At 43.7% G+C, this 15935-nt stretch carries 13 protein-coding genes; 7 read left to right on the forward strand and 6 right to left on the reverse strand.

The window, feature by feature from the left end; genetic code table 11:
• Positions 1–76: 76 nt before the first annotated feature.
• The gene (locus CYL31_RS18015) at positions 77–1651 is read right to left on the reverse strand and encodes an ABC transporter substrate-binding protein (protein WP_212916515.1); all 1575 of its coding nucleotides are present in this window, start codon (positions 1649–1651) and stop codon (positions 77–79) included.
• Positions 1652–1849: 198 nt separating this feature from the next.
• Here CYL31_RS18015 and CYL31_RS18020 point away from each other — a divergent pair, with 198 nt between their 5' ends.
• Positions 1850–2794, forward strand: coding sequence for a LysR family transcriptional regulator (locus CYL31_RS18020; protein WP_212916516.1), 945 nt, complete (start codon positions 1850–1852; stop codon positions 2792–2794).
• A gap of 93 nt (positions 2795–2887) precedes the next feature.
• Here CYL31_RS18020 and dsdA read toward each other — a convergent pair whose 3' ends face one another.
• A complete protein-coding gene (gene dsdA / locus CYL31_RS18025) occupies positions 2888–4210 on the reverse strand; it encodes a D-serine ammonia-lyase (protein WP_212916517.1) in 1323 nt (440 codons plus the stop codon).
• Positions 4211–4239: 29 nt separating this feature from the next.
• Positions 4240–5727 (reverse strand): amidase, encoded by a 1488-nt coding sequence (locus CYL31_RS18030; protein ID WP_212916518.1) that lies wholly within the window; start codon positions 5725–5727, stop codon positions 4240–4242.
• A 439-nt stretch (positions 5728–6166) separates the two neighbouring features.
• On the opposite strand from CYL31_RS18030, the gene CYL31_RS18035 reads away from it, so the two are divergent.
• From CYL31_RS18035 to CYL31_RS18060, 6 genes are all read left to right on the forward strand, one after another.
• Positions 6167–6850, forward strand: coding sequence for a thermostable hemolysin (locus CYL31_RS18035; protein ID WP_212916519.1), 684 nt, complete (start codon positions 6167–6169; stop codon positions 6848–6850).
• Entirely contained in the window at positions 6847–8346 is a 1500-nt protein-coding gene (locus CYL31_RS18040) for an AMP-binding protein (protein ID WP_249411624.1), read from the forward strand. Before CYL31_RS18035 ends, CYL31_RS18040 begins: the two co-directional genes overlap by 4 nt.
• The gene (locus CYL31_RS18045) at positions 8343–9011 is read left to right on the forward strand and encodes an iron-containing redox enzyme family protein (RefSeq protein ID WP_212916520.1); all 669 of its coding nucleotides are present in this window, start codon (positions 8343–8345) and stop codon (positions 9009–9011) included. Before CYL31_RS18040 ends, CYL31_RS18045 begins: the two co-directional genes overlap by 4 nt.
• A 7-nt stretch (positions 9012–9018) precedes the next feature.
• Positions 9019–9858 carry an SDR family oxidoreductase gene (locus tag CYL31_RS18050; RefSeq protein ID WP_212916521.1) on the forward strand — a complete coding sequence of 280 codons (840 nt, stop codon included), beginning with the start codon at positions 9019–9021 and terminating at the stop codon, positions 9856–9858.
• Complete coding sequence (locus CYL31_RS18055; RefSeq protein ID WP_212916522.1) at positions 9855–10493, forward strand: tetratricopeptide repeat protein; 639 nt, start codon at positions 9855–9857, stop codon at positions 10491–10493. The genes CYL31_RS18050 and CYL31_RS18055 overlap by 4 nt, the downstream gene beginning before the upstream one ends.
• 152 nt (positions 10494–10645) lie before the next feature.
• A complete protein-coding gene (locus tag CYL31_RS18060) occupies positions 10646–11788 on the forward strand; it encodes a DNA alkylation repair protein (RefSeq protein WP_212916523.1) in 1143 nt (380 codons plus the stop codon).
• Here CYL31_RS18060 and CYL31_RS18065 read toward each other — a convergent pair.
• From CYL31_RS18065 to CYL31_RS18075, 3 genes are all read right to left on the reverse strand, one after another.
• Positions 11785–13143 carry a GGDEF domain-containing protein gene (locus CYL31_RS18065; RefSeq protein WP_212916524.1) on the reverse strand — a complete coding sequence of 453 codons (1359 nt, stop codon included), beginning with the start codon at positions 13141–13143 and terminating at the stop codon, positions 11785–11787. The genes CYL31_RS18060 and CYL31_RS18065 overlap by 4 nt on opposite strands.
• A gap of 37 nt (positions 13144–13180) precedes the next feature.
• Entirely contained in the window at positions 13181–14539 is a 1359-nt protein-coding gene (locus tag CYL31_RS18070; RefSeq protein ID WP_212916525.1) for a GGDEF domain-containing protein, read from the reverse strand.
• 157 nt (positions 14540–14696) lie between these two features.
• The gene (locus CYL31_RS18075) at positions 14697–15890 is read right to left on the reverse strand and encodes a sugar transporter (protein WP_212916526.1); all 1194 of its coding nucleotides are present in this window, start codon (positions 15888–15890) and stop codon (positions 14697–14699) included.
• Between the last annotated feature and the right edge of the window lie 45 nt (positions 15891–15935).

Genomic DNA, 15935 nt, shown 5'->3' on the forward strand with positions numbered 1-15935 from the left:
CGCCTAGATGCCTTTGAACATTAGGCACCTAAGCGCAAACTAGGACGCTTACGCACAGCAGTAAGCGTCTTACTCATTACTTCCAGCTTGATTCTACAAAGCGAGGTAATTCATCAGGATAAGCGGTGAAATTCAGCTCCTTACTGAAGGCGTAGTTACTTGAATAAGAAAACATGGGCGCCCAATAAGCCGCTTCTGTGATTTTCTTAATCGCTTCACTGTAGTTTTTCTTACGAATTTCAGGGTCTACATTGGTATCCGCAGCATCCAATAAAGCCATCACTTCTTTGTCATGATTGATATCGTCTGCCCCCCCATTAAAATAAACACTGGTCATGGCTGATGCGTCGTTTACAGAGTAAGAACCCCATGTTTGGAAAGCCAAAGGCACGTTTCCTGATCGCTGCTCTTTACGCAATGCCGCATAGGTCAACATGTGCATTTTAGAAGTGATACCAACCGCGCGAAGATCACCTAAAACAGCCTCGGCTAAATCCATGTCTCGATAAGCATAAAAATCGGTTTGAAAACCATTTGGATAACCCGCCTCAGCGAGCAAAGCCTTCGCTTTTGTAGGGTCGTACTCGAATTTTTTCCCAGCAGACACGTCGCAACCAAACTGAGAAGGGAAACATGGTGTATAAATCGCACGGCTACCGCCACGTACCAATTCGTTCGCTAGCGCGTCACGATTAATCGCATAATTCACTGCTTCACGTACCAACTTATTACGAAATGGCGAATCCTTTAAGGCCTCGCTGCTGGTATCCATTGCTAAATAGCCCACTCGCATAGTTTCGGAGCTAATCACTTCTAGGTTTGGCATCATTTTCATTTCATCTGCCTGATCAGAGGGCACGCGCCAAGTCCAATCAACGCCGCCTGTCATCAGCTGAGCAAGACGAGCATCTGGGTCAGGAATGACTCTAAATTGAATTTTACCGATGGCAGGCTTTTTAATTGGACCACCTTCAAAATAGCCTTCATACCGCTCTAAATTCGCCCCTTCACCACTTAGCACCTCGGTGATTTTATAAGGGCCAGTACCAATTGGCGCTTTGGCATAGCCTTCAATGCCAACGGATTTAAAATATTTTTCAGGGAAAATAGGCGTTGGACCAGATAAATATTCCAATGCCGCTGGGAAAGGCTGTTTCAGCACCAAGCGCACTGTGTACTCGTCAACTTGTTCCGCATGATCAATCCAATCGACGTTTTGGCGGGTGACGATTTTAGACTCAGGTGACGTTACATAATTAAAGGTGAAAGCCACATCCGCTGCACTAAAAGCATCGCCGTTTTGAAAAGTGACGCCTTTACGCAAAGTGAAAAGCAAATGAGTCGGATCTTCCCACTTCCAGCTGGTTGCCAACAAAGGCTGATACTCGCCTGTTTCCATGTCTCGATAAATCAAGGTATCCCAAGCAAGATGCGACAAAATAATCCCTTCCCGCACATTGTTGTGATAAGGACTGACGTTTTCTGGCTCAAGTCCCACGGCATACACCAAGGTATCATTCGCTTTATTAGCAAGTGCTGGCGCAGCCGCACCCACTAGAGAACATGCAATAAGAGCGCTGACAAAAGTTCTACGTGGAGCGCGGTCTAATACTGGTAATAGAGCAAACTTATTCTGACTGAGTTTTTTCATCGTTTCGTTCCTTTTAAGCCCTTAAATTTGATATTCATGTAATGCAACTTTCATTCACACTATGCAAAAACAACCATTGCCACAATTAAAAAAAATGCAAAGAATCGTTGCCAAAAAAGCATGACTATGGCGAAATGACAGAATTATCAAAATGCTATAAAAAACCGCCAATATTCACTAAAATGCAGGAAAAACACGATGAAAGCCGCATTACGTTTACAAGACACGGCTCTGCGTTACTTTTTAGAGGTCGCTAGATATGGTTCTATTAGTGAGGCATCATTGCACCTAAATGTAGCAGCGAGCGCTATAAGTAGGCAGATAAATAGCCTAGAAGATATTCTTGGTACAACCCTGTTTGAACGCCGCCCTCGCGGCATGGAATTGAGTGCAGCTGGTGAAATGTTAGCCGTGTATGCACGTAAGAACGCACTAGAATCGGACAGAGTTGTGTCCGAAATTGCCGCTTTGGAAGGTCTAAATCGAGGTCATGTAAACATCTCGTGTTCGGAAGGTTTTGCGATGGAATTCTTACCACGTAACATTGCAAATTTTCGAAAAAAACATGAAGGTATTCATTTTCATATCAATGTCAGCTCACCTGCGGAAGTATCGCGGCGTGTTAGTCATGGGGATGCTGACATAGGCGTTACTTTAAATTTGTCTCCTGCCAAAGACATCCAAGTCGCCTATCGACAGCCCTCACCCGTCGTTGCTGTTGTCCATCCAAACCACCCATTGGCCAACAAAAAAACCGTCACTCTCGCGCAATTACAACCCTATCCGATTGCCTTACCAGAAGAAAACACCACAGTAAGACAGCTGTTTGATATCTGTTGCAGTCGTTTAAATCTGTTATTCGATCCCGTTTTGGTATCCAACAACATGGCGACATTAAATCGCTTTACGACCTATGAAGGCGGCGTGCATCTTGCGGGAGAAATATCTATGCGCCACCAACTGGCTGCCAACGAACTGGTCGCTATCCCAATTCGTGACCGAGGCATGGACATTCGCAATATTGAAGTACAAACCCTATCTGGCCGCACCTTACCTGCAGCAGTGAGAGTATTTTTAGATTACATGATCGAAAAAATGCAGCATGAAGAGAACATTGAGGATATAAACTTGGTACTGTCGTAAAAGCACCGCTGCGTCGCTATTAAAGAGAAAAAATAGAGAGGAAAAAAAGAGCCAAAGTATTACTTTTGGCTCTTTCATTAAGACAAATGTACTTTAAGACAGCAAGGCTTGGCCTTTTTCATAATAAGCTTTTCTTTCTTCTTCCGGCACCATGTCGCCACCGGTTGCCCAGATGATATGTGTTGCTTGCGACATTTTATCGCCGAGCTGGTGAGCCGTTACGTAATCAGCTCCCTCAGTTAACACTCGCAGTACGCCACTTACACCGGCTGCGCCAGAGGGTTCCACCGGAATACTTTCTGCATCCACCAGCATGGCCAAATGACGATACATATTATCATCAGAAACCGTATAAATACCGCTGAGCAGCGAATCCATCATAGGGCCAACAAAAGCAGAAGGTCGGCCAACTGCCAAGCCATCAGCACAGGTTTGATTATCAATGCCCAGCTCTTGCACTGAGATGCCATTATGCAAACCCGTTTCCATACCTAATACCATGCAAGGAGAATGCGTAGGCTCAGCAAAGAAACAATGCACATGATCAGAAAATACTTGTTTTAAGCCAAAAGTAATACCGCCAGGTGCGCCACCAACACCGCAAGGCAAGTAGACAAACAAGGGATGGTCCTTATCGACAACAATGCCCTGCTCGACTAGCTGTTTTTGTAGTCGTAACGCCGCTACGCTGTAGCCTAAAAACAGCGAAGTGGAATCTTCGTCATCGATAAAATACGCCGTGTCTTTTTGCATGGCTTCCTGTCGTCCTTGCTCTACAGCAACGCCATAATCAGCAGTATGTTCAACGACATTGACGCCTTTACTTCTCAGCAAAGCTTTTTTCCATTCACGGGCATCAGACGACATATGAACCGTGACATCAAAGCCCAATTTAGCACTCATAATGCCAATGCTTAAGCCAAGGTTCCCAGTTGATCCGACGACGATCTGATGCTTGGCAAACAGCGCTCGAAAATGCTCTGAATCCAATACTCGATAATCGTCAGTGGTTTGCAATAAGCCATTCTCTAGCGCCAAACGCTCAGCATACAACAAGACTTCATAAATTCCTCCGCGAGCTTTGATGGAGCCTGCAATCGGCAATTGATTGTCGCACTTCATCAATAAACGACCGAGGACTTCTAGATTCATCGAATCCGACAAGGCATGCTGCATAGCAGGAATGGCCTTTAATTCAGATTCGATGATGCCGTTAGTGACAGCTGTTTCTGGAAACACTTGAGCAAGGTAAGGCGCAAAACGCGAGAGTCGATCCGACGCATCTAGCATGTCTGACATTTGCAGAGACAGCTTGGATTGAACCTCATCAAAACGCACTTTTTTCGGATTGACCCAAGTAATTTCCTGCAATGCAATGAGCGACTGCACAACAGGGGTAGAAATATAGTCAGTCACTTAAATACTCCATGAAAGCTTTCGATAAATTAGAATCCCATAAAACCGTCTGTATTTTTCAACGCTGGCAAACCAGACAACATAGCAATATCGACTCTTGGGCGCGCTAGATCGGGCGTTTTTTCTAACAAGGCTTCTAACGCTTTAGCAAACGCCAAGGTAGATAAATCATCACCGCGTCGGCCAATAATCTGTAAACCAAACGGCATGTTGTTTTTGTCTCGCCCAACAGGCAAAGTCACAGACGGATGACCCGTTAAGGTCGATGCATAGGCCATAGAAAGCCAGTGATAATAACTTTGTGTCGGCTTGCCATCAATCTGCTCTGGGTAAAGTTCATGCCAATCTCGTGGGCTAATGGTCGTGGTTGGCGCAAGGATAAAGTCATATTCTTCGAAAAACATCTGCCACTCTCGATACATGACGGTTTGTTTGTTCAGCGCACTCACCACATCTAATGCGCTGTATGACTCGCCTTCTTCAATATTCATCAGAATATTTGGCCCCATTTGATCAGGGTATTTGCGAGACAAATCACGATGATGTCCCGAAAAATTAAGCGCTCTTAGAACGGCAAAAATATGATCGGCGTTCTCACAGCTAGGATGCGCATTGTCACATTGGGCGAATACAGCACCAAACTTGTCGATTTTTTCTTGGAAGGATTCTTTAATCAGTTTTTCCGTCATGGCAAAACCAAAGTCGTTGGTAAACGCCACTTTCGCGCTGCTCAAATCAAAGTCTGGAAAATGACGATAAGCATCGGCGTTATGTTGCCCAACGCCTTCCACTATAGAAACCCAAGGGTCTCGACGATCAGGGCGAATCATCTGCGATAACATCAAACCAACATCTTCGACAGAACGCGCCATTGGTCCATTGGTTGATATAGGAATTAAGCCAATTGGCCGACTGTGTCCCGGCACCACGCCCGGTGACGGACGAAAGCCAACCACGCCACAAAAGGCCGCAGGATTACGCAAGCTACCACCAGTATCCGATCCGGTTGCTAATGGCGTCATGCCACAAGCCAAAGCCACCGCCGAGCCGCCAGACGAACCAGCTGCCGAGCGCGTCACATCAAATGGGTTCGCCGTTGCACCATAAACCGCATTGCGTGTATTACCGCCCGCACTCCATTCTGGATTATTGGCTTTGCCTAATGGCAAGGCACCAGCTTGGCGTAACTGCGCGACCATTGGGTCATCGGATGTAGCCATATTATCTTTGTAAATTGTGCTACCGAATGTTGTTGGGAACCCCTTAAGGTCAACCATGTCTTTTACGCTCAGAGGCAAACCATGTAACGCACCCAGCGGCTCGCCTTTATCAATGGCTTTTTGAGCTTGCTTTGCTTGAGTCATCAAATCGTCTGGATCACAAGCAACAATTGCATTCACCGCATGATTCACCGCATTCATTCGTGCAATACAACTTTGCGCCAACTCCATAACAGACAATGACTTTTGCGCCATCAAGCGGCGCGCTTCAGCTGCGTTTAGATCACATGCTTCCATCCATACCTTCTTAGTGAGTTCTTCACATTGTCATTAGAATGGAACGATGTTAAGCCGCAAAAAGGCATCGAAAAAGCGGAATAATTCGAAGGTATCCATGCATTTTAGGCAAAGCAAAATCAAGAGCTAACCTTAGGATCAGAAAAGCAGCCCTACCTTTTCAACAAAATATAACGATATTTTTATATCACATTGCCATCCAGTGCTTAATTTCCAAGAGTTTTCTTAAAAATCCTTAAGAAAACTCTGTTTTTGAAGAGATCAACACATCTTAAAAAGACTAAAAATCAAACATAACCCAATGAAAATAAATGCTTTTTTCTTGATAAATGAACGGTGAAATTAATTTGTCAATATTAATAAATTAATGATTAGGCATAAGGTTTTCTTAATCCTAGGCCTTTAATCTGAAGCTATACAAATTGAGGGGGTTTCCATTATGCAGCATTCAGATTCAGTACATACCGACACCATGCGAACCAAAGTCGCTACCCCAACTATGCCCTATGAGTTTGTTGCTGCAAATGCAGACGGTTGCGCTAGACGGGATTTAGAAATCTTTGTTAAAGACGGGTTTGCAAAAAAATATCAAGCCGATGTAAACACTTTCATGCCGATTCTGCTTGGCATTAAAGCGCAAGGGTTAAGAGCAGTGATGGGCGTTCGTCGCGGCACTCAGCCACTATTTGTCGAACAGTATTTGCCTATGTCGATTACCGAGAGCTTACAAGAACACGGCATCTGGACAGAACGCGCCAGTGTTGCAGAATTGGGGAATCTTTATAGCCAAAACCAACGCTTTACCTTGCCGTTATTAATGACAGTCGTAATGGGTTTGTATCTATCTGATGTGAATTATTTGGTTTTTGCCGGAACAGATAAAGTTCGCCAACTACTTGGCAAGCTGAAATTGCCACTGACCTTTTTAGCAGATGCGAATCCAAACCTACTAAAAAATGACGAAACACAATGGGGAAGCTATTACGACAACAACCCTAAAGTAATGTTTTTGGATGTAAAAAAAGCAGTCGCACTAGCGCTGCAACAACCTGAACTTGAAGCCTTAATGGATCTTGTACAAGCGAATTTTCAACACTTATTGCAGCAGCTAAGGAACGCATGATGTGGTATTTCTCTTCTCCAGAATGGGCCAATAAAGTCGCCCTAATACAACAAGACAAACAGCTCACTTATCAAGCATTAGCCGATGCCGTAACTGCTCGTAAAAACTGGTTAATGGAGCAACAAGTGTCTCGTGTCGCCATCGCCATGGACAACACCATTGAATGGGTTTTATTTGATCTAGCCTGCCAAGCCGCAGAGCTTTGTTGTGTGCCAGTGCCGAGCTTTTTTAGCCCGCAACAAACCACACACTTGTTAAATGAAAGCGGCATCGAATTGATGCTGACACAAGACAACAATATTCCCAGTAACAGGAACAGCTCAGCTAACCATGACGCAACAGACAGCCCATTTGAAGGGGTTTATGTTACTCGTTTAACAGTACAGCACGAACCACGAATTCCAACGGGCACCAACAAGATCACTTTTACATCTGGCACAACAGGCAGCCCGAAAGGCGTTTGTTTGAGTAACGAATCCCAGCTAAATGTCGCCCATTCCATTGCTGATGCCGTGGCATTACAAGATGTTCGTCACTTGTGTTTATTGCCTTTGGCGACCTTGTTAGAAAATATCACAGGGATTTATTCGCCTCTTTTGGTCGGCGGAACCATCATTCTGGCAAGCCAAGAAGAGCGCGGCTTTAGTGGTAGCCGTTTGACTCAGCCACAGCAGTTACTGACATTAATCAGCCAGCAGCAGCCAACCAGTTTAATTTTAGTGCCAGAGTTACTTTCTTTATTTGTTGGCGCCTGCCAACAAGGTTGGAAGCCGCCTAAATCTTTGCAGTTTATCGCGGTTGGCGGCGGTAAAGTTGCGGCTGGTTTGGTACAAAAAGCGCATGCTCTTGGTTTGCCTGTTTACCAAGGTTACGGCTTATCTGAATGCGCGTCTGTGGTGTCATTAAATACACCTGCGCAACAGGACCAAGCTTCCGCTGGTGCCGTGTTGCCTCACAATCAACTACACATTGAGCAAGGTGAATTGGTGATCACTGGCAACCTATTCCTTGGTTACCTCAATCAACCCGACAGTTTTTATCCACAAGAAGTACGCACTGGCGATTTGGTCAGTCTAACCAATGGTTTTCTGAATATTGATGGTCGCCAGAAGAACATCATCATTAACTCTTTTGGTCGCAACTTATCACCAGAATGGGTAGAAGCTGAACTTATGGCGACAGGGTATTTCCGCGAAGCATTAGTGTTTGGTGAAGCAAAACCTTATTGCGGGGCATTACTCAGCCCTGCAGCAGCAAACATCACCGAAGAACAAATTCAACAGGTGGTTTCCATGGTGAATCAACAGTTGCCAGATTACGCCCGCATTAGTACTTGGCTCCCACTGGCGCAGCCATTGATGACAATTCCTGGCATGGTCACCGCTACTGGAAAACCGATTCGCGACAAAATTCTGGCACGCTTTACAGACCAAATTGAACTTTTATACCAAGACAAGTTTTCACAATTAAATACCGTATATGGAGAATCCCTATGACACTTTACCAACGCCTACAACAAGAAACCCTAGCTGAAAGACAATACTTGGTGACATCACCTATTATCCAACGTTGTTTTCATGGCCAAATTACCTTAGAAAACTACGTCGACTTTTTGACTCAGGCTTATCACCACGTCAAACACACAGTGCCATTATTGATGGCGGTGGGTAGTCGTTTACCAGAAGAAAAAGAATGGCTACGTGAAGCCGTTGGCGAATACATTGAAGAAGAAATGGGTCATCAAGAATGGATCCTAAACGACATCGCTGCCTGCGGTGCAGATAAAGAAACAGTACGCAAAAGCCAACCAGCATCAGCAACGGAATTGATGGTGGCGTACGCCTATGATGCGGTCAATCGCATTAATCCATTGCGTTTTTTCGGTATGGTTTTCGTACTGGAAGGCACCAGCATTGCCTTGGCAGATAACGCCGCAGAGCAAATCAAAAACAAACTCGGCCTGCCAGCGAATGCCTTTAGCTACTTACGTTCGCATGGTTCATTGGATCAAGAACACATCGTCTTCTTTGAAAATCTGATGAATAAAATCACCGATAAAAACGAGCAAGATCAGATCATTCATAGTGCGAAAATGTTTTTCAAATTGTACGCCAACATTTTCCGTGAGCTAGATGGCGCAGCTCAAGCCGACGCGGCATAGGAGAAGCATGATGCAATGGCAACAACAAACCTGTTTATTAACTGGTGCGACGGGCGGCATAGGCCAAGCCATCGCGAAAGCCTTAGCTAACAAAGGCGTAAGCTTGATTCTGCAAGGTCGAAGTGAATCGCGTCTGCAAGAGCTTAGCGACTCTTTGACTGGCGAACACAAGATACTCGTCGCAGACATCAGCACACTGCAGGGCCGTGAAAAAACCTGCCTCGTAGCTGAATTGAATGCCATCAGTATGCTGATTAATAACGCAGGTATTGGGCAGTTCTCCTTGTTGGAAGACACAGAAGAAGCCGTCATTGTAGACACCTTAGAAACCAATTTATTAGCACCGATTCTACTCACTCAAGAATTGCTACCTTTATTACAAAAAGCCGGTTTACAGCAACCAGCACCGTCCTACTTGGTCAATGTAGGATCGACCTTTGGCAGCATAGGTTTCGCCGGACAATCGATTTATTGTGCTAGCAAATTTGGCCTACGCGGTTTTACCGAAGCCTTGTACCGTGAATTAGCAGATACCAATGTTCATGTTAGTTACTTTGCACCACGAGCAACCGCTACCAGCATTAACAGCGATCAAGCCATGGCGATGAACAAAGCCTTGGGCAATAACGTAGATTCACCAGAAAGCGTTGCCAATGCGCTAATTCAGCAACTTGAAACAGGTCACGCCAGACAGTTTGTCGGTTTTCCTGAAAAGCTCTTTGTCAAAATCAACGGTGCTTTCCCACACATTGTGGACAAGGCGTTGTTTAAAAAACTTCCTATTATTAAACGTTTTCTACGTCGTGAAAAAGACGTCGAACAAACCGCACAAGAGGCATTATCATGAAATCATTTATCACTGCTAGCCTACTCACTCTAGGATTAGTTTCCTCTACTTGGGCCGCTGACACCTCTAGCTTGTTAGAGATTCAACAGCGTTGGGCACAAATTAATTACCAAATAGAAGGCGACGACGCCAAAGAAGCGGCCTTTAACGATCTTGCGATCAAGGCGCAAGAATTAGTTAATGCTGATCCTAAAAACCCAGATGATCTAATTTGGCTTGGTATTATTCAATCGAGCACAGCGGGTGCAAAAGGCGGATTGGGTGCGTTATCTTTAGCAAAAGCGGCGAAGAAGTCCTTCGAAGACGCAATTACCATTAACCCTAGCGCGTTATCTGGTTCCGCTATGACAAGTTTAGGCGTGCTTTATCATAAAGTACCAGGCTGGCCGATTGGCTTTGGTAGCGACAAAAAAGCCAAAGAACTGCTAGTGCAATCTTACAAAATGAACCCAACCAGCATCGACACTAACTACTTCCTTGCTGAGTTTTTATACGACGACGGTGACTATGAAGGCGCGAAACAACACCTAGACATCGCAAAAAAAGCAGCGCCTAGACCAAACCGTCCGATTGCTGATATGGGCCGTCACAAAGAAGTGGACGCCTTGATGGAAAAGGTAAATCAGAAGCTATAACAGATATTCTTACCAACCAATAAATTGACAGCAAAATCATCACAGCCAATATTCAATCTCACACTGGAATATTGGCTGTTTTATACTGACAACAACTGACAGAGGCTAGCGATAAGGTTACTCTTTCAGCCATCACTCAGGAAGATAGGCATATGACAGAACCTTTTAAAAACCTCTTCAATATCAGCGTTATCGGCAATATGGCGGAGCACTTTCAACGCCATTGGCAAGACTTCGATCAACAAGGGTTTCTTGATGCCGCTTCTTATCAGCTTGAAACACTGGAACTAAAAGCTCGCTCACAACAAATCACTGCTGCTATGAGCCGTTATTTACCTGACAATTTCGAACAAGCAGGACATATCCTACTTGCTTCTTTGGCTCCAGAATCAAAAGAAGCAGCGCCTGAGCTTCAGCAAGAAGTATCAATTGGAAGTAACGGAATTTCAGGCTGGGCTGTTATGCCCATTGGGGATTATGTGGGGCTTCACGGTCTTGCACATCATGATCTTTCCATGAGCTTGCTGAACGCCATGACTCGGCGCTTTACATCTGAGTTTAGCATTCGCTTTTTCTTATTGGCTTCTCCTGAAGAAACACTCAACGCTCTCAAAAGCTGGCTTAAAGACGATAACAAACATGTGCGACGTTTGATTTCCGAAGGCACTCGACCACGCTTACCTTGGGCGATGCAGTTACCGAGTTTTATTCAGGATCCTGCACCGGTGATTGAATTGCTTGAAGCTCTAAAAGACGATCAAGAAGAATACGTACGCCGCTCCGTAGCAAATAACCTCAATGATATTGCCAAAGATCACCCCGATCTTGTGGCAGATATCGCAGAAAAATGGATGCAAGACGCAGATGCAAATCGCCAAAAGCTGATTCGCCATGCTTGTCGTACCTTGTTAAAACAAGGCAACCGTAAGGCTCTTGACGTATTTGGTTATGCCCAGCCAAAGTTAGACAATATTAAGCTAGAAATACATGATGAACAGGTAAGGTTGAATAATCATCTAGAGTTTTCATTGTTGTTTGAATCCACCAGCAAGGAAGATCAAACCTTAATGATTGACTATGTAATTCATCATCAGAAGAAAAACGGCAAAATAACACCCAAGGTATTTAAGTGGAAAAAAGCGACGTTGGCCGCTGGTAAGCAAGTCTCTATGAGCAAGAAACACCCTTTCAAAACCATCACTACACGAGTCTACTACGCTGGGTTACATGAAGTAGAGATTCTCGTAAACGGTCAATCCATTGCCAAAAGTGGCTTTTTTTTATCAACCAACTAGCCGGCTATAACACAATTACGTCCAGCGCCTTTGGCTTCATAAAGCAAAACATCGGCACGTTTGACAATACGAACTTGATCATCAAAATCTTGATAATCAGTCACGCCCAAACTAATGCTGAATGGCGGCATGCCGCTTTCATCCAGAGCTGCAACTTTCTTGCGTAACTGCTCTGCAAGTATTTTGGCGTCTTCAAGATTGGTATCTCTTAGTAATATGGCAAATTCTTCACCACCAATTCTGAATAGTATGTCAGTTTCACGCAGGCGTTTTCGTAATGTGTTAACCAACAATTTGAGTACATTATCGCCTACATCATGACCGTGGGAGTCGTTAATTTTTTTGAAATAATCAACATCTAACAAGATCAAGCTGAAATGATGACCGCGGTTAGCGAGCGCGATTTCATCTTTAATTTGTTCATCCCATTTATGGCGATTAAATACACCTGTCAGTTTATCCCTGGTCGCCAATTCTAGAAGTTGGGTTTCAACTTCATCGCGGTTATCTTGCTCCAACGAGAAGCGCGCCATCAAAATTTTTAAATCTCGTCCCAACTCGTCCAGTTCATCAGAGCCTTTATTACGCAAAGCATTACGGCTTTCATCAGGAGAAATGGAACGATGTAGAGAGTCTATTTGGCCTCGCAGCGAACCCACTTTCCGACGAAAAGACAAAATTGTATGGAGCGTTAAATAACCACCAATAGCAAAGGCTGAAAAGCCTAATAGAGCATTGATGATCATAAAGTCACGTTCTTGCTTTTCTACTGTGGCGGCAACTTTTGTTGTAAGTTGTTCAATATTTACTAGCAATATATCAGCTTGATCAGCTAATTCACTGTCTTGCTGCTCCAGTAAAGGCCAAGCAGTTGAAAAGCCTTGTTGATCTTGTGCTAGAAACTCGTCCACAAGGAGATCAAAATTCATTCGATGTTGATGCAGCAGGTTGATCTGTTGAATCAATGCCTTATGATCCATCAATTTGATTCTCACGCTGCCAAACCCAAGCCCTGTTCGAAGTATTTCCATAGACTTATCAAGCTGGGCTGCAAGTTGTGAGCTAAATTCATCAAAGCCTTTTATGCTTTTCTCTTGCATCGACTTATTAGCAAAGAAGGCATCTCCCTGCTGACGAATGCCTTCCATTAATAAGTGTTGTTTAAGCTGCAACATGTCCATGTCAGCCATAACTTCAAAAAGCGGCACATCAATTTTTGCCACTTCATGCATTTCTTTATAAATCTTCTGTGTTTGATACGCAGAATAAAGAATCACCACGAAAAGAAACGACAAAAGAACAAATGAAAGACTACTGATTTTTCTGGTCATAGAGACATTCAACCAATTAAACATAAAGATTCTTGATAGGTATCAGATAAATAGCTAAAGGCTAGCCTGCCATAACGCAATTGCGTCCTGCGTCTTTAGCTTCATAAAGTAAAACATCTGCACGTTTTACGATGCGACTCTGATCATCGACGTCTTGATAATCAGTTACTCCCAAACTAATGGTGAATGATGGAATACCGTTTTCATTCAAAGTTTCGACTCTTTTACGTAACTGCTCTGCAAGCACTCTAGCATCGTCAAGATTGGTATCTCTAAGTAATATGGCAAACTCTTCACCACCGATTCTGAATAGTATGTCAGTTTCACGCAGACGTTTTCTCAGGGTACTAACCAGCAGCTTGAGCACATTATCCCCCACGTCATGGCCGCGAGAATCGTTAATTTTTTTGAAATGATCAACATCCAATAAGATCAAGCTAAAGTGATGTCCGCGATTGGCTAACGCGATTTCATCCTTAATCTGTTCATCCCATTTATGTCGATTAAACACTCCCGTCAGTTTATCTTTTGTCGCAAGCTCCATTAGTTGGGTTTCGACTTCATCGCGGTTATCTTGTTCCAACGAGAAGCGCGCCACCAGAATTTTTAAATCCTTTTCTAACTGATCCAATTCATCCGTGCCTTTGCTTCGCAATGTATTGCTGCTCTCATCAGAAGAAATAGAACGATGTAGCGATTCTATCTGGCCACGCAAGGAACCTACTTTCCGACGAAAAGACAAAATCGTAAATAGGGTTAAGTAACCACCAATGGCAAAGGCTGAAAAACCTAATATGGCGTTTACGATCATAAAGTCACGCTCTTGCTTTTCTACTGTCGCAGCGACTTTAGTTGTGAGTTGTTCAATATTTATAAGTAACTTTTCGGATTGCGCATCCAGTAAACCACTCTGCTTTTCTAGCCTCTCCCAAGAATCTAAATCATGCTTTTCTCTTTTACCTAAAAAGCGTGAAAATGAATTTTCAAAACCGATTCTATGACTGTGCAGGGCATTAATTTGTTGGATCAAAGATTGGTGGTCGGCCACGTTGATGCGAATAGTGCCGAATTTCATACCTGAGTGAAGTATGTTAATACTTTTATCAAGCTGTAAGGATAGTTGCAGACTAAACTCTTCAAAGCCTTTGACGCTTTTTTTCTGTAATACCTCATCAGCAAAGAAAGCATCCCCTTGCAGGCGAATACTCTCCATCAATAAATGCTGCTTAAGCTGTAGTATTTCGATATCCGCGATGACTTCGGTGAGAGGAATATCAATCTCAGCAACTTCTTGCATTTCTTTGTAGATTTTTTGTGTTTGATACGTCGAATAAAGAATCACCACAAAAAGGAACGACAAAAGAATAAATGAAAGACTACTGACTTTCCGTGTCATAGAGACATTAAACCAATTAAACATAGAAGGATCTTATTAAGTCACACTAAAGACATACAAAATTCAGGCGTAATATCAGCTACCTGTTTCATGCACCTTAACACATATGAACTTAATATCTTTATCAAGATAGGATAACGAACCATATTCATCATCCTAAATAATAAACAAAAAAGAACATTTACTCTGCAGATTTTTTAATCCGTTTTAATAGCGTCAAAATCACTGCTAAAGCACAAAAACCTAGTAAAGCACCAGTAAAACCAACACTACCCAAGCCGACAAGTTGTATGACCTGACCACCAATTAGAGCCCCTGCACCAATCCCCAAATTTATAATGCCTGAATACAAAGACATAATAATATCAGCGGCTGTATCGTCTACTTTCAGCACTCGTATCTGCATGCTCAAACCAATAATCATCAGCGACGCCCCCCATAAAAGAATACTAGTAATCAGCATGGACACAGTGGGGGCTACAAAATACAAAACACTCATGCATAAGGATGCAATAATGACGCTTGAAATCAACATCAGGGCATTCGCTCTTTCACCAAAATAGCTAAACAGCAAACTACCAAAAATCCCAGCCATACCAAATAACAATAGTACTAATGTGGTGAAGTGCCCACTGGCTGCGCCAATTTCTTTTAAGAAAGGCTCTATGTAGCTGTAAGCCGTGTAATGAGCTGAGAAAATTACGAAGATAAACAAATACATACCTAACAATACTTTATTACGAAGTACTTCTGGTACCTTGCTAAGAGACCCCGAAAACAAGCTAGGCAAACTAGGCAATAAACGGTACATGGCTAACATGATGATTAATGCCACAATCGCGATAAAAGCAAACGTCGTACGCCAGCCAAACAACTGACCGATGATACGACCGACAGGTACGCCAAGCACCATAGCTAAACCGGTTCCTGTTGCCAGCACACTCAATGCAAAAGTATGTTTTCCTTGCGGCGCAACACGAATGGCAATAGACGCCGTAATCGACCAGAACACTGCATGGGCAAAGGCAATGCCGATTCGGCTGATCAATAGGACAGTGAAATCCCACGCCACCACAGACAAGATATGACTCGCGATAAACAAAGCAAATAGACCTAGCAGTAATGTTTTACGCTCTAACTTACGCGTCAATAACATCATTGGCAGCGACATAAGCGCCACAATCCAAGCATAAACAGTCAACATCCAACCGACATGAGCTGGTGAAACCGAAAAGCTTTGCGCGATGTCCGTCAATAATCCGACCGGAACAAACTCCGTGGTGTTAAAAATAAAGGCGCTAAAGCCCAGCACAAAAACGCGCAAGTATTGAACACGACGAGAAGCCGTATCCTCAGAAGAGGGGATTGATATCATGATGACCTGCAGGAATGTGAGCGATAAGAAAGACCGCTATTGTCC

The sequence above is a fragment of the Marinomonas sp. A3A genome (assembly GCF_018336955.1).
Classification (GTDB): Bacteria; Pseudomonadota; Gammaproteobacteria; order Pseudomonadales; family Marinomonadaceae; genus Marinomonas; species Marinomonas lutimaris.